This window comes from Sphingomonas sp. P3_C6 (genome assembly GCF_056402595.1).
Window position 1 is genome coordinate 56,894 of record NZ_JBFUHB010000001.1, and the last position, 13,885, is coordinate 70,778.

At 64.6% G+C, this 13,885-nt stretch carries 13 protein-coding genes; 6 read left to right on the forward strand and 7 right to left on the reverse strand.

Annotated features, from left to right (window positions below):
• Positions 1 to 552 precede the first annotated feature (552 nt).
• Entirely contained in the window at positions 553 to 1,221 is a 669-nt protein-coding gene (locus AC1DT7_RS00260; protein ID WP_478033425.1) for a spermidine synthase, read from the forward strand.
• A gap of 235 nt (positions 1,222 to 1,456) precedes the next feature.
• Here AC1DT7_RS00260 and AC1DT7_RS00265 read toward each other — a convergent pair whose 3' ends face one another.
• The 4 genes from AC1DT7_RS00265 to AC1DT7_RS00280 all read right to left on the reverse strand — a co-directional run bounded on the left by AC1DT7_RS00265 (position 1,457) and on the right by AC1DT7_RS00280 (position 4,860).
• Positions 1,457 to 1,819: a winged helix-turn-helix domain-containing protein gene (locus tag AC1DT7_RS00265; RefSeq protein ID WP_478033426.1), complete on the reverse strand. Its 363-nt coding sequence runs from the start codon at positions 1,817 to 1,819 to the stop codon at positions 1,457 to 1,459.
• Positions 1,820 to 2,026, reverse strand: coding sequence for a TOBE domain-containing protein (locus AC1DT7_RS00270; RefSeq protein WP_478033427.1), 207 nt, complete (start codon positions 2,024 to 2,026; stop codon positions 1,820 to 1,822).
• A 22-nt stretch (positions 2,027 to 2,048) separates the two neighbouring features.
• Positions 2,049 to 2,618 (reverse strand): hypothetical protein, encoded by a 570-nt coding sequence (locus tag AC1DT7_RS00275; protein ID WP_478033428.1) that lies wholly within the window; start codon positions 2,616 to 2,618, stop codon positions 2,049 to 2,051.
• Positions 2,619 to 2,709: 91 nt separating this feature from the next.
• The gene (locus AC1DT7_RS00280) at positions 2,710 to 4,860 is read right to left on the reverse strand and encodes a TonB-dependent receptor plug domain-containing protein (protein ID WP_478033429.1); all 2,151 of its coding nucleotides are present in this window, start codon (positions 4,858 to 4,860) and stop codon (positions 2,710 to 2,712) included.
• A 109-nt stretch (positions 4,861 to 4,969) separates the two neighbouring features.
• On the opposite strand from AC1DT7_RS00280, the gene AC1DT7_RS00285 reads away from it, so the two are divergent.
• Positions 4,970 to 5,503, forward strand: a complete 534-nt coding sequence (locus AC1DT7_RS00285; RefSeq protein ID WP_478033430.1) for a homogentisate 1,2-dioxygenase — start codon at positions 4,970 to 4,972, stop codon at positions 5,501 to 5,503.
• A 5-nt stretch (positions 5,504 to 5,508) separates the two neighbouring features.
• Positions 5,509 to 6,405 carry a cytochrome-c peroxidase gene (locus tag AC1DT7_RS00290; RefSeq protein WP_478033431.1) on the forward strand — a complete coding sequence of 299 codons (897 nt, stop codon included), beginning with the start codon at positions 5,509 to 5,511 and terminating at the stop codon, positions 6,403 to 6,405.
• Positions 6,406 to 7,406: 1,001 nt separating this feature from the next.
• Here the strand turns inward: AC1DT7_RS00290 and AC1DT7_RS00295 are convergent.
• Positions 7,407 to 8,129: a dienelactone hydrolase family protein gene (locus AC1DT7_RS00295; RefSeq protein WP_478033432.1), complete on the reverse strand. Its 723-nt coding sequence runs from the start codon at positions 8,127 to 8,129 to the stop codon at positions 7,407 to 7,409.
• Between the two features lie 109 nt (positions 8,130 to 8,238).
• Between AC1DT7_RS00295 and gpmA the strand changes: the two genes are divergently transcribed.
• The 3 genes from gpmA to AC1DT7_RS00310 all read left to right on the forward strand — a co-directional run bounded on the left by gpmA (position 8,239) and on the right by AC1DT7_RS00310 (position 10,609).
• Positions 8,239 to 8,925 (forward strand): 2,3-diphosphoglycerate-dependent phosphoglycerate mutase, encoded by a 687-nt coding sequence (gene gpmA, locus AC1DT7_RS00300; protein ID WP_478033434.1) that lies wholly within the window; start codon positions 8,239 to 8,241, stop codon positions 8,923 to 8,925.
• A gap of 119 nt (positions 8,926 to 9,044) precedes the next feature.
• Positions 9,045 to 9,530: a 5-(carboxyamino)imidazole ribonucleotide mutase gene (gene purE, locus AC1DT7_RS00305; RefSeq protein WP_478033435.1), complete on the forward strand. Its 486-nt coding sequence runs from the start codon at positions 9,045 to 9,047 to the stop codon at positions 9,528 to 9,530.
• Complete coding sequence (locus tag AC1DT7_RS00310) at positions 9,527 to 10,609, forward strand: 5-(carboxyamino)imidazole ribonucleotide synthase (RefSeq protein ID WP_478033436.1); 1,083 nt, start codon at positions 9,527 to 9,529, stop codon at positions 10,607 to 10,609. Before purE ends, AC1DT7_RS00310 begins: the two co-directional genes overlap by 4 nt.
• Before the next feature lie 79 nt (positions 10,610 to 10,688).
• Here the strand turns inward: AC1DT7_RS00310 and AC1DT7_RS00315 are convergent, their stop codons facing one another.
• Together AC1DT7_RS00315 and AC1DT7_RS00320 are read right to left on the reverse strand one after the other, a co-directional pair.
• Entirely contained in the window at positions 10,689 to 10,988 is a 300-nt protein-coding gene (locus tag AC1DT7_RS00315) for a hypothetical protein (protein ID WP_478033438.1), read from the reverse strand.
• A 23-nt stretch (positions 10,989 to 11,011) separates the two neighbouring features.
• Positions 11,012 to 13,843, reverse strand: coding sequence for a M16 family metallopeptidase (locus tag AC1DT7_RS00320; RefSeq protein WP_478033439.1), 2,832 nt, complete (start codon positions 13,841 to 13,843; stop codon positions 11,012 to 11,014).
• Positions 13,844 to 13,885: the final 42 nt, after the last annotated feature.

Below are 13,885 nucleotides of genomic sequence, written 5' to 3' on the forward strand. Positions count from 1 at the left end.
GGCGGTTTCGGTGACACGCGCAACAACCCCTTTTCTCGGCCGGGCCACGGAATTCACTGATGACTAGAATTGAGGGGTTGTTGCACATGTCACCGAAATGCTCCACCGAAACGCTAGGCAGGGCCACCGCCTGATTTGGGTGTGCGGCATAAAACGAGGTGGCGCGGCCTAGTCTAATTACCCGTCTCTCGCCGACCCGGCAGGATCAGTCTGGACATCAGGCGCGGGGTGACCGTGATCCTTGGATGCTTTGTGCTATTTGGCGCGCCGGGTATCGTGGCAGGCCTGCGAGGAGCGCTGCCTGACATGGATACGGACGATAGGGTTCATCCGGTCGCCACGCTGGCACCGGCCCTTGTGCCGACATCAACTCCGACGCCATCCGCCGGGTACGATCGCTATGCGGGGGCCTCGGTACCGTTTGGTTGAACGGCGTCGGCAAAACTCTTTAAATCCTCGAGCCTGGGTCATGCTACACGCGGCCCTTCGTTCAGACGGCATAGATCAACCGCGGAGCCAAAGGGCTTATGGCGGCTCGAAAGGAAGTTGCGAATGATAGCGCGTGAGCTGATCGACGTGGCCCAGGTGCCGGGTGGAGAAGATCTGCGACTGTTCCGGCGCGGTGCGGATTTCATGATCGTGCTCGAGCGCAACGAACTGATGAACAGCCGGATGAGCGGGTCGGAAGAAGCACTGGCGCAGATGACGCTCGATAAACTTGCCGGCGATGCCCCGCGCTTGCTGATCGGTGGCTACGGTATGGGGTTCACGCTACGGGCGGCGCTGGCGCGGGTTGGAGCGGCCGCGCAGATCACCGTCGCAGAGCTGATCCCCAAAATCATCGTCTGGGCGCGCGGGCCCATGGCGGCGCTGACGGCGGGATGCCTGGACGACGGTCGAGTCGCGCTCGTGGAGGACGATGTTGCAAATCTGATCGAGCACGCGCGCGGTAGCTATGACGCCATATTGCTCGATGTCGATAATGGACCTGATGGATTGGTTCGGGCGGCTAATAACCGGCTCTATTCGACCCGCGGCTTGGCCGCGGCATGGCAGGCGCTCGCGCCGGGCGGGATATTGGCGGTGTGGTCGGCAGGCGAGGATGCGGCATTCAAGCGCCGGCTCCGCGATGCCGGTTTCGATGTCGAAGAGGTGGCGGTACGCGCGCGCAGCAACGGAAAAGGGCCGCGGCACGTGATTTGGTTCGCGCGCAAAGCTTAGTGTTCCAGCTGAGGTGATTTCATTTTGGTGAAGACGACCAACGTCGGAATTAACATGAACGAGTGACCGTTTCCGGGCCAGCCTCAGAGTTTCGGTGATGATTCCCGATCGGCAGCTATGCTGATCTAATTGCCGGCGTCCGGAGGTCATTGGACTATTTCCGAACGCGGGCGTTCATCGTCGCATGGTCCCGATCATCATACGCCACGGGCCGGCTGAAGTTTATTCGAGTGTTTTAGTGAACGCGCGGTGACTTGCGAAGTAGGGTTTCCAAGATCCCCAGGCCGTCGGCTGCGCGTTCCAGCCTGCCCTCCAGCGCGCGATATGCCGCAAGCACCTCACGTCCCGTGTCGGTCAGCCGCGCCCCCTTGTCGGCACCTCCGCCACCTTTGGCGTCGACCAGTCGCTCCGCCCAACAGCGGTTCATCTCGTCGACTAGCAACCAGGACCGGCGATAGCTCATCCCGAGCGCCCGCCCGGCTGCCGAGATCGAGCCCTCGCGCAGGATTGCCTCTAGGAGATCAGCCTTGCCCGGTCCCATGGCCAATTCGTCGCCACAATAGAGCTGCGCTTTCAGCTTAAGCGGGCCGACCTGCATCTATTTGCCGATCAGCACGTCGCTTGCCTTGACGATCACGGTCACCCGGTCGCCGATCGCGAGTTGCAGGTCGGCGATCGCTTCCTCGGTGATGCTCGATGTCACTACATTCCCGCCGCCGATGTCCACTTTGACCGTGCCGTTCACTGCGCCGGGCCTGATCTCGATGATCGTCCCGGCGATCTGGTTGCGTGCGCTGATCTTCATGACGGTCTCCCTGGAGACCCGCCTATATCATCGCGATGCGCTCCGGCGAAACAGCCCAGGCGGGCGTGGCACCTATTTCTTCCAGCCGGCGTTTCGCGCCATCGCGCGCCCGGCGCGATCGACTGCGTACAAGTGCCCAGCGGCAATTGCCGGGCGCGAAATCCTGGCGCGGGTCGATCAGAACAAGGATCCGGCCAGCCGGACGCTCGCCCAGATCGGCAAGGAACGCCTGGAAATCCTTGCTCCAGGCCGGACAGACGCGAATACCGCGGGCGCCGAAGTCGCGGTAGCGCGACGACTCCCGGTTGGTGCAGAAGGTGTTGATCTCCTGCCAGGCGCGATAGGTCGGGTCGTGCCGCTTCTTTGCGCGCCGGCCATGAGTCGTCAGCCGCTCTGCGCAGATCTCACGGTGCAGGCACCCGCAGCTTGCGGTCTTGCCGGCGCGGACCGCGGTGCCGTCGACGGTCGTCTCGTTGCCGCAGTCGCACAGGAAGCGCCAATGCGCATGGCTGCCCGCCCGGTGGGAAAACTCGATTCCGATCAGGCGGCCATACCGCAGGCCGGTCATGTCGATCCTGATCTTGCGCGCCATGCGACGTCCGTCCGCCTTCTCGCTGTCGGATAGAGCTATATACCATCATATATAGCGTGGCGCTGCAAGGATCGTAGCGGTGGGCCGGACGTCAGTATTTGGCCCGGATGCTCGCAAAGAAGCTGCGGCCCGGCTCGGGGAAGCCGTCGACCAGGATATAATTGTCGTCGAACAGGTTCCGCACGCCGACACCGACCGTGACATTGTCGAGGACCGTCACATCCGCACGCAGCCCGCCATTCACATAGGAACCGGTGCGATAAAAGACGATCGGGGCGATGTCGGTCACCGTCCAGCGGTCGGATGCGATCTCCAGGGTCGGCACGATGTGCAGGCGGGAAATGGGGGCCACATCGGCGTACAGGAACGCCTTGTGCGTCGGCACGTCGGTCGGCCGGAACGCGGCATTCGAGGGATCGCGCAGTTTGCGGTGCGTGTAGGTGTAGTTGCCGCCGATCGAGATTGCGGGGCTTAGCTGCGCGGAGAGCGAAATCTCGCCGCCATAATAATTGCCGCTTCCCAGGTTTCGGCTCTGCACCAGGCTGACTTGCGGGCAGGCGCCGGTTGCCGGCGGCGTCACGCTCCCGGTGCAGCTATAGGCGAGCGTCGGATAGGAGACGATCGCGTCCTCTACATGGCTGTAGAACAGCGCGCCCTCGGCACGGAGCGGGCCGAAGACATGGGCGCCGCCGATCTCGTAATTGGTGGCGCGTTCGGGCAGCAGGTCGGGGTTGGGGATCGACGTGCCGAACCGCTGGCTGAACCGTTCGAAGATGGTCGGGAAGCGCGCGCGGGACGAGATGCTCGCATGGAGGCTGGTCGCTTCGTCGGCCTGCCAGGCGATCTGGCCCTGGGCGCTCCACGCCTCGCTGTTCTTCAGCGGATAGGAATAGAGCCTGCTCGGCGTGGTGTTCGGATTGGTGCCGAGTGGCGCGCCATATTCCTCGGCGATGCTGAGGTTCCGCCAGTCGAACCCCAGGCCGGCGGTGAAGACCAGGCCGGGCGCTAGGGTCAGCCGGTTCTCCGCGGCAAGGCTGAAGGTGTCCTCGACGTCGCGCTGGTTCGGCTCGGTCGTTCCGTTCGGCAGCGTGGTCGGGGAGAAGCTCTGCTGGGATTCGTTATGCTCGTCGCGACGATATTGCGCGGCGAAGGTGAAGCGATCGGCTGCGGAAATATCGAGCGCCAGCTCGGCCGATCCGCCGATCGCCTTGTCGTGATAGGGGCTGTTGAAGGCCTTTGGCGTGACCTGCGTGTTCTCGGCGGCCGTGCTGAACGAGCGGAGCAGGTTGTAGAAGGTGTTGCGATAGAGGCGCGTCTTCAGCGTCGCGACCTCGCCCAGCCGCGTCGTCGAAAGGAAATAGATGCTGTCGAGGTTCCAGGCCGGCCAGGTCCAGTAACGCTGCCCCGCGACCGGATCGGTGATGTGCAGCGGCGCCAGCTTCGCGCCTTCCTGCCGCGTATAGCTCAATGAATATTCGTCGGTGTCGTTCGGGGTGAAGCCGATCTTCGCGTTCAGCCGCCAGTCCTCGGTACGCGAGAGGCCGCGATGGCCACCATCCTCGACCGATGTCGGCTTGTATCCGTTCGCCAGGTCCCAATGATCCTGGAAGGAGCGGGCATAGCTTGCCTGCGCATACCATTGGTCGTGCTTCGTGCCGACCAGCCCGAATGCGTTGTACCCGGCATATTCCGCGTCATGGCCCAGGTTCAGCGTGCCTCGCGCTTCGATCTCCRGCGCTTTGATCGGTTTGCGCGTCACGAGATTCACCGCGCCGCCCATGCCGTCCGGCCCGTTGAGGACCGAGACATAGCCCTTGGCGACCTGGATCTCGGCGACGTCGGGGGTGAGGAAGCGGCCATAGTCCAGACGGTTGTCGGCGGGCAGATAGACGCGGATGCCGTCGACCGTCAGCGGCACCTGGAAACGGTTGAATCCGCGCACGAAGATCAGCCGCTCGTTGCGCGAGCCGCCGCTGTTGCCGGAGGTGACACCGGGGATCAGCGTCGCCGCCTCATCCAGGCTGGTGCGATTGAACGTGTAGATCGCTTCCTGGCCCAGCGTGTCGGCACCGATCGAAAGGCCCTTCGGGCGCGTGCCGGTGACGACGATCTGGCCGAGGCCGAAGGTCCCGTCATCGTCGGCCTGCGCGCTTTGGTGGGCGGCGGGCGAGGCCTCACTTTGGGCAAATGCAGCTGCTGGAAACAGCATCGCTGCTGTGGTGGCGAGAAGCAAAGCGCGCATCGAAAATCCCTTTTGCCGCGGCGATTGTTTGCGGTTCAACGGCTGTATATGGTGCGATACAGCATAGTGTATATAGCTGAATATAGCACTTTCGGATTGGATCGATCGGATGACGAAAACGCTCGTTTTTCTACTGGCCGCGATGGCGGCCATGCCCGCCGCCGGACAGGATGCGCCAATGGCCAGCGCGGCCGCGCCGGTCTGCCCGAGGGATGCCGAACCTGTCCCGGCGACCATGGCAAGCTGGGCCGACCGAAAAGCGCTGACCGCCGCGCTCGACGAAGCTTCGCTCGGCAGCGCCGTGCTGGCACCCGGCGTCGCCGTCGATCTTGCGCTCGCGAGCACGCCGGCCGTGAGCTATGTCCTCCGCCCGTCGCATCCGGGCGGATCGGTGAGCCATGGCGGGATGTTGACGTTCACGGTCGACAGCGCCGGCACCTATCGTGTGGCGATCGGTTCGGGCGCCTGGATCGACGTCGTGGCGAACAAAACCTCGCTCGAATCGGTTGCGCACGGCCATGGCCCGAATTGCTCGGGCATCCGCAAGATGGTCGATTTTGCGCTGCAGCCTGGCGCCTATGTGCTGCAGATCGCGGGCAATGGTACGGCGACGCTCCCGGTGCTGATCGCGAAGCTGAACTAGGATCGATGCTGCGCCGCCTGATCATCGCGACGGCGGCGCTTATTCTTTCCGCAGCCGCGGCGCCTTGGCAATGGACGCTACCGGCCGGCATCCATGCTCCCCGCGTGCCATCCGACAATCCGATGTCGGCCGACAAGATCGAGCTTGGCAGGCGCCTCTTCTACGACGCCGACCTGTCGATCGACGGCACCATGTCTTGCGCGACCTGCCATGAGCAGCACCGCGCCTTTGCCGATGGCAACGCGACTCATGGCGGCGTGCATGGCGATGCGGGCCGGCGCAACGTGCCCGGGCTCGCCAATGTTGCGTGGATGACGACGCTAACCTGGGGCGACCCGCGCCTCACCACGCTCGAAGCGCAGGCGGCGGTGCCGGTCACGGGCAAGACGCCGGTCGAGATGGGCATGGCCGGACAGGAGCCGGAGATCGCTCGTCAGCTGGCCAGGGACGGTTGCTACCGTGCGATGTTTGCGCGTGCGTTTCCGGGCGACGGGGCGATCGACTTCGCTCATGTCGCAAAGGCCCTGGCGGCCTTCGAGCGAACACTCATTTCGTTCAATAGTCCCTATGACGCTTGGAGACGCGGCGATCGGTCGGCGCTGTCACCGAGGGCCGCCATTGGCGCGGCCGAGTTTCGACGGAGTTGCAGTTCCTGCCATTCGGGACCGTTGTTCAGCGACGGTAGGTTTCGAAAGCTGTTGCCGCCGCCTTCAGGCGATTCGGGTCTCGGCGAAATCACCCTCGCGGCTGCGGACGTTGGCCGGTTCAGGACTCCAAGCCTGCGCAACGTTGAGCTCACGGCTCCCTATTTCCATGACGGCTCTGTAAAGACACTTTCAGCCGCAATCCGTCTGCATCCGGGAATGGCGCCACTATCCGATTCCACTCTTGCGTCCTTTTGACGTTCATGGCCGCCCTCACGGATCGTCACTTCATTCAGGACGCGCGGTATTCCCTTCCAGATCAGTCATGCGAATCCCGCTAAGGGGATTTGGCATTCTCCTGGTATGGCGCGTTGATGGAGATAGCCGATCGCAGTGACTGCTTTGAAGACTTCGCGGCCGAAAAAGGACTTGCTCAAAACGGCCCAGCCTTTGCCGACCCCGCCGCATCGGCCAAATCAGAATTGCGGACGTTCGTATTGATGCCTAGGCCTACACCATGCGTGCAGATTTTCAGACTGTTTTCGATCTAACGTCGCAAACCGGCCTGATCCATTCAGCCTATTGGTTCATTGGAATATTTGTCGCCGCTGGCGTCCTCCTTGCGGTTTTAGCGTGGTTGGCAGTCCGCCATCGATCGCGTTGGCGCCGTTCCCTCCCGATCTTCGCAGCCTTCTGGATTACCGTCTGCACATGCATAATCGTCACGGATGTCCGGGACACCGCTGCCATAAGAAGCGCAGTAGAGCGGGGTGAAATGGAAACAGTAGAAGGCTGCTTGGATTACTTTCGTCCCGGCATTCCGTATGGGACAAAGACGACAGCGGGCGACGAAGAGTGGAGCGTACATGGCCTCGTATTCAGCTATGGCGCGGGAGAGGTCCGGCCAGCCTTTCATCTAGTCTCGACGGCCGGAGGCCAAGTCCGAGAGGATTCACGGGTGCGGGTCAGTTTCATAGTGAGCCCCGCGTATGAACGGCGTGAGATTATGAAGCTTGAGCTTGCGTCTCATGCCTGCACGGCGGCGCGCATGGTGGAGTCGCTCGCGCAACCCTAAACCTACGCCCGCCGTTCCCAAATGTAGGTTGAAAGCGAAATGCAAACTCACCACCGGGTGAATGACTGCTATCCCGACGAGTCCCTGAACGCAGAACGGCCGAGCCGGCGATGTCGGCTTTTGTCAAAGGCGACGATTAGCGCCGACACCCGGTCGACGGGCACCAAGCGTCAGATCTTGCCCCCTAGAACAGCTCCGCCAGAAAATCCTTCATCGCCTCCCAGCTCCGCCGGTCGGCGCGCTCCTCATAGGCGACGCCGGGCCGGGTCGAGCCCTTGGCCGAAAGATCGGTGAAGGCGTGGCCGGCATTGCCATAAGCGTGGATCTGCCAGTCGGCCCCGCCCTCGGTCAGCTCCTTGCCGAGCGCGACCATCGCGTCGGGCGGGCAGAGCGGATCTTCCCAGCCATGGCACACCAGCACTTTCGGTGCGATCGGCACGGTGTTGGCATGATCGGGCCGGTCGTACACGCCGTGGAAGCTGACCACGCCAAGGGTGTCGAGCCCGGCCCGCGCGATATCGAGCACGCATTTGCCCCCGAAGCAGAAGCCGATCGCCGCCGTCCTGGCCGGATCGACCCGGTCGAATCCCTTCAGCGCATCGAGCGAGGCCTGAAGCCGGTCGCGCAGCATCACGCGGTCGGCGTTCAGCGCGTTCATATAGACGCCGATGTCGGGGGAGTCGGGCGTGGTACGCTTGCCCTGGCCGAACACGTCGCAGGCAAAGCCGACATAACCGAGGCTGGCCAGCGCCTCGGCCTTGAGAGTATCCGATTCCTTCTGCCCGCGGATGTTCGGCACGACGAGCACGCCCGGCCTGAGGGTGGTGATCTCGTCCTCATAGGCGATCACGCCTTCGAACGGCCCGCCCGGCCCGTTATACACGAGTGTCTGCCGTACGATCGCCATGGGATTCTCCTTCTCGGGCCAGATGCCACGACGCGCACACACGCGACAAGTTGCCTCGCGGGCATCAATCGCTAGAGACGGGCGCGTCATCGATGCTTCGGGAGAAACCATGCCCACCCTCGTCCTGATCCGCCACGGCCAGTCAGCCTGGAACCTCGAAAACCGCTTCACCGGCTGGTGGGACGTCGACGTGACCGAGAAGGGCGCGGAGGAAGCCCGGGCCGCTGGCCGGCTGATGGCGGAGAAGGGCCTGGATTTCGACCAGACCTTCACCTCGCTCCAGACCCGCGCGATCAAGACGCTCAACCTCGCGCTGGAGGAAATGGGCCGGCTATGGCTCCCGGTCGAGAAGGACTGGCACCTGAACGAGCGGCACTATGGCGGCCTCACCGGGCTCGACAAGGCCGAGACCGCCGCCAAGCATGGCGACGCGCAGGTGCATATCTGGCGCCGCAGCTTCGACATCCCGCCCCCGCCGCTCGAGGCCGGCAGCGCATTCGACCTGTCGAAGGACCGCCGCTATGCCGGCATCGCCATCCCCTCGACCGAGAGCCTGAAGGACACGATCGCCCGTGTGCTGCCCTATTGGGACGGCCGCATCGCCCCGGCGCTCAAGGCCGGCCAGCGCGTGCTGATCTCGGCGCACGGCAATTCGCTGCGCGCGCTGGTCAAGCATCTGTCGAACATCCCGGACGACGAGATCACCAGCCTGGAAATCCCGACCGGCCAGCCGATCGTCTACGAACTGGACGATGCACTGAACGCGACCGACCGCTATTATCTGAGCGAGCGGTGACGAGATCTTCCCCTTTCCTGCAAGGGGGGAAAGAAAAACTGGTGGCGGCGGCCCGTTAGCCATGGTTGCCCTTGCGGGCCGCCATGGTTAGGAAGCCGCTCCTTTTACCGGGGTACCTCATGTCGGATCATCCCCTTGTCGGCATCATCATGGGCAGCAACTCCGATTGGGAGACGATGCGCCATGCCGCGGACGCGCTCGCCGCGCTCGGCGTGCCGCATGAGACCAAGGTCGTGTCCGCGCACCGCACCCCGCAGCGCCTGTATGATTACGCCGCGCAGGCGGAGCTTCGCGGCCTGAAGGTGATCATCGCCGGCGCCGGTGGTGCCGCGCATCTTCCCGGCATGGCGGCCGCGCTGACTCACCTGCCGGTGCTCGGCGTTCCCGTTGAATCCAAGGCGATGAAGGGCATGGATAGCCTGCTCTCGATCGTCCAGATGCCGGGCGGCATTCCCGTGGGCACGCTCGCCATCGGCAAGGCCGGCGCGAAGAATGCCGGGCTGCTCGCCGCGGCGATCCTCGCCACCAGCGACGCCCTGCTCGCCGAGCGGCTGAAGAAGTGGCGCGCGGCGCAAACCGACAGCGTCGTGACCGATCCCGAATGAGCGACACAGCGAAACCATTACCGCCGGGATCGACGATCGGCATCCTCGGCGGCGGCCAGCTTGGCCGGATGCTTGCGGTCGCCGCGGCGCAGCTCGGCTATCGCACCCAGGTCCTCGCGCCCGACGCCGAGAGCGTCGCGGCGCAGACCGCGTCCAGCTTCACCCGCGCCGATTATCACAGCCGCATCGTGCTCGACGAGCTCGCCGCCTCGGCCGATGTCGTCACCTATGAATTCGAGAATGTCGCGATCGAGCCGATCCGCTATCTCGAAACGAAGCTGCCGGTGCATCCCGCCCCAACCGCCCTCGAAGTCGCGCAGGACCGCGCGGCCGAGAAGAGCTTCGTTGACGGGCTCGGCGGGCGGACCGCGCCATGGCGCAAGGTCACCACGCTCGACGAGCTGAAACAGGCACTGGCCGAGATCGGCGCGCCCGCGATTCTAAAGACGCTGCGGCTCGGCTATGATGGCAAGGGCCAGGTCCGCCTGCGCACCGCCGACGACGCGGAAAGCGCCTGGGCCGAGATCGGCGGGCGGCCCGCGATCCTCGAAGGCTTCGTCACCTTCAGCCACGAATTCTCGATCATCCTGGCCCGCGGCATGGACGGCGCGATGGTCAGCTATCCGCCGCCCTGGAACCAGCATGTCGACGGCATCCTCGACCGCTCCTCCCTCCCCGCCCCCGCCGAGATCGCGCGGCACTGGACAGAGGCCGCGGCGCTGGCGGGCCGGGTTGCCGACACGCTTGGCTATGTCGGTGTTTTAACACTGGAATTTTTCGCGACCGAGCATGGTCCCGTGTTCAACGAAATGGCCCCCCGCGTCCATAATTCGGGCCACTGGACGATCGAGGGCGCGGTCACCTCGCAGTTCGAAAACCACATCCGCGCCATCTGCGGCCTACCCCTCGGCGACACCGGCCTGACGGCCCCGCGCGTCGAGATGGAAAACCTGATCGGCGATGCTGCCAATCGCTGGCCCGAGATCCTCGCCGAGCCGGGCGCGCATCTGCACCTGTACGGCAAGACCGTACGCCCCGGCCGCAAGATGGGCCATGTGACGAGGCTTGGCCGCGCCTGATCCTCTCCGGAGGACGACCAAGAAAAAGCCCGCCTCCCTTGCGGGAAGCGGGCCTCTTCATCTCACGACGCTTGAGCGATCAGCCCGCGCGCGAACCCGTCAGCGGGAAGCTGCCAAAGGCGCCGGCGCCAACCGAACCGGCCAGCGTGTCGCCGTCCGCGGTTGCGGTGCAATCCAGCGACATCGGCATCGGCACGGTGATGTTCATCGTCCAGTGGATGGTCTCGCCATCCACGGTGCCATTGATGTCGGTCGAGCCCATCGCCCCGCTATTGGTGCCGGTGAAGGTGCCGCCATCGGTCTTCACCGTCAGCGTCATCTTCTGGTCGCCGAGCGGCGACTTGACCGTTGCATCCCAGGTGCCGTCGATTGCAGCCATATCGTCTCTCCTGATCCTGAATCCTAGCGCACGTCCGCGACGGACGCCGCGGGCACCACCTCAACCGGCAGCCCGAGGCTGTCAAGCTGAGGTCGAACCGTCTTCGCGTCACCCACCACGACCCAGATCAGCTTCGACGGATCGATTACCGCGCGTGCCGCAGCGTCAAGCTGCGCGACCTTCAGGCCGCGATAGGCCTGGGGAAGTTTCGCATAATAATCGTCGGGCCGCTTGTAGAGGCTGTTCGACTGAAGGCCGGACAGCACGGCGCCCGCCGTTTCGAAATTGCCCGGCAGCGAGCGAATCGTGCCGGTGATCGTCCGGTCGAATTCGAGCGGGGTAATGCCCTTGGTCGTCAGGAAGTCCCCGACATCGGCGCGCAGCGCGGCGATCGAGGCGCCGGTCTTGTCGGCCTGGACAGGGGCCTGGATGACATAGGGCGCAGCGAACTCGGCGCGCTGGAAACCGCCGCCCGCACCGTAGGACCAGTGCTTGTCCTCGCGCAGGTCCATGTTGATCCGCGACAGGAAACCACCGCCGAGCGTGTCGTTGGCGGCCAGCAGCGGCACGAACTCGTCGGTGCCCTTCAGGCTGGTGGGCGTCGCGGCGTAGATCAGCGACTGGGGCGAATCCGGCCGGTCGATCAGCACGATCTTCGGCGTGGACGGGGTCGAGGGCGCGGAAAAGTCCTTCACGCCCGCCGGTCCGGTCGGTGTCCAGTCGCCGAATTCGGCATCGAGCGCTGCCTTAACCTCGGCCAGTGGACGATCGCTGACGACGAAGATGCGCGCCTTGTCGGGCCTGATCCAGGCATGCTGGAACGCGATCAGATCGTCGCGGGTCAGGGCCGCCACCGCCTTGGGATCGCCGCTGCCGAACGACTTGGCATAGGGCGAGGCCGCCCCATAGACGAGCCGCGGCATCACGCGCGTGGCGAGACCGCCCGGGCTGGTCAGCTCGGCCTGGATCTGGGCGAGCTGCTGGTTCTTGACCCGATCGACCTCGGCCGGCGCAAAGGCCGGGTTGCGCACGATATCGGCGAACAGATCGAGCGCCGGCAGCAGGTTCGGGCTTGGCGCCGCCAGGGTCAGGCTGGTGCGGTCGGCGCTGGCGCCGGAGCCGATCGAGGCGCCGAGCCGCTCCTTCGCCTCGGCGATGCCGATCGAATCGAGCGACGTCGTGCCCTCGTCCATCATGCCGAGGGTCAGCTGCTGCGTGCCGAGCTTGGCCGCAGGATCGGCGGCGACGCCGGCGTCGAAGCTGATCACCGCCTGGGTGATCGGCACGGCGCCGCGCTGCGCGTAGATCAGCTCGATGCCGTTCTTGAGCTTGGTGTGCACTGCCGGCGGGAAATCGATGTCGGAGATGTTGGCCACGGCCGGCATTTCGCCGCGCGTGCCCTTGATCGGTGCGTCGGTGGAGGGCTTGGGCTCAACCGCCGCCGCTTCGGTATAGGCTTCACGCGCGCCGGGTTCGACCGTCAGCGCATAGACCGGGCGGGTCAGCCACTTGGCGGTGGTCGCCTTGACCAGCGCCGGGGTGGCACCCGCCATCGTCGCGAGCTGTTTCTTGTAGAAGGCCGGATCGTTCGAATAGAGCGCGCCCTGCGCAAGCTGGGCCGCCTTGCCGTTGCCGCCGCCGACCGATTCAAGGCCCTGGATCGTGCCGGTCACGCTGCCGGTTGCAACGCGCTGCACCTCGTCAGCGGTCGGGCCCTTGGCGATCAGATCGGCCACGATCTCATCGAGCCGCTTCGCGACCAGCTTGGGATCGACGCCCTGCTTCACGTCGGCATAGACCTCGAACAGGCCGACCTGGGCGAAGGTCTGGTTGCTGGCCGAGACACGGACCGCGATCTTCTCCTTGCGCACCAGCGCATTGTCGAGCCGCGAGCTGGACAGGCCGCCGAGCACGCCGGCCGTCACGTCGAGCAGGACCGAATCCTGGTCGTTGACGCCCGGCACCGCCCACATGCGGTAGATGCGGGTGGTCGAGACGCGATCCTTCATCACCTCGGCCTTGGCGACGGCGAGGGTCGGGACGTCGGCCTTGGGCACCACGCTCTCGGGTCCGCGCTTGATCGCCCCGAAATATTTCTCGACCAACGGTTTCGCCGTTGCGACGTCGATATCACCCGCGAGCGACAGGATCGCGTTGTTCGGCGCATAATGGTCGTGGAACCAGTCCTTCACCGTGGCGAGGCTGGCCGCGTCGAGATCGGCCATCGAGCCGATCGTCGAGTGGCGATAGGGATGGCCCTCCGGGAAGAGCGCGGCGAGCTGACTATATTCGACCAGGCCGAAAGGCTGGGTGTCGCCCTGGCGCTTCTCGTTCTGAACGACGCCGCGCTGCTCGTCGAGCACGCCTTGCGTCACCGCGCCGGTGAGATAGCCCATACGGTCGCTTTCTAGGAACAGCGCGCGCTCGAGCGCAGGCGTTGGCACCGTCTCGTAATAATTGGTGCGGTCGAACCAGGTCGTGCCGTTCAGGTCGGTCGCGCCGACTTCCTTCATCGGCCCGAAATAGTCGCCCGGCGCATTCTCGCTGCCGTTAAACATCAGATGCTCGAACAGATGCGCGAAGCCGGTCTTGCCGGCCGGCTCGAACTTCGACCCGACATTGTACCAGACCGACAGAGCGACGATCGGTGCCTTGCGATCGGTATGGACGATCACGCGCAGGCCGTTGGCGAGGGTGAATTCCTGATAGGGAATGTCCACGCTCTTCACGAGGACGGAGACGGGGGCCGGCTTGATCGTGGCGGGCTTGGCAGCTGCCTGGGGTGGCGTCGCCAGCGCGGGAGTCGCGAGAGCGCCGAGCGCCACGCCCGCAAGCGCGAACAATTTGATGTTCATGAAGATGCGTCCTCGAAAAGCAATTATATTACGCAGGTATAA

Bases quoted from the DNA above. Each gene is read 5' to 3' on its own strand.
- AC1DT7_RS00260 (WP_478033425.1), top strand. From the start codon at position 553: ATGATAGCGCGTGAGCTGATCGACGTGGCCCAGGTGCCGGGTGGAGAA.
- AC1DT7_RS00265 (WP_478033426.1), bottom strand. From the start codon at position 1,819: ATGCAGGTCGGCCCGCTTAAGCTGAAAGCGCAGCTCTATTGTGGCGAC.
- AC1DT7_RS00270 (WP_478033427.1), bottom strand. From the start codon at position 2,026: ATGAAGATCAGCGCACGCAACCAGATCGCCGGGACGATCATCGAGATC.
- AC1DT7_RS00275 (WP_478033428.1), bottom strand. From the start codon at position 2,618: ATGGCGCGCAAGATCAGGATCGACATGACCGGCCTGCGGTATGGCCGC.
- AC1DT7_RS00285 (WP_478033430.1), top strand. From the start codon at position 4,970: ATGACGAAAACGCTCGTTTTTCTACTGGCCGCGATGGCGGCCATGCCC.
- AC1DT7_RS00290 (WP_478033431.1), top strand. From the start codon at position 5,509: ATGCTGCGCCGCCTGATCATCGCGACGGCGGCGCTTATTCTTTCCGCA.
- AC1DT7_RS00295 (WP_478033432.1), bottom strand. From the start codon at position 8,129: ATGGCGATCGTACGGCAGACACTCGTGTATAACGGGCCGGGCGGGCCG.
- gpmA (WP_478033434.1), top strand. From the start codon at position 8,239: ATGCCCACCCTCGTCCTGATCCGCCACGGCCAGTCAGCCTGGAACCTC.
- purE (WP_478033435.1), top strand. From the start codon at position 9,045: ATGTCGGATCATCCCCTTGTCGGCATCATCATGGGCAGCAACTCCGAT.
- AC1DT7_RS00310 (WP_478033436.1), top strand. From the start codon at position 9,527: ATGAGCGACACAGCGAAACCATTACCGCCGGGATCGACGATCGGCATC.
- AC1DT7_RS00315 (WP_478033438.1), bottom strand. From the start codon at position 10,988: ATGGCTGCAATCGACGGCACCTGGGATGCAACGGTCAAGTCGCCGCTC.
- AC1DT7_RS00320 (WP_478033439.1), bottom strand. From the start codon at position 13,843: ATGAACATCAAATTGTTCGCGCTTGCGGGCGTGGCGCTCGGCGCTCTC.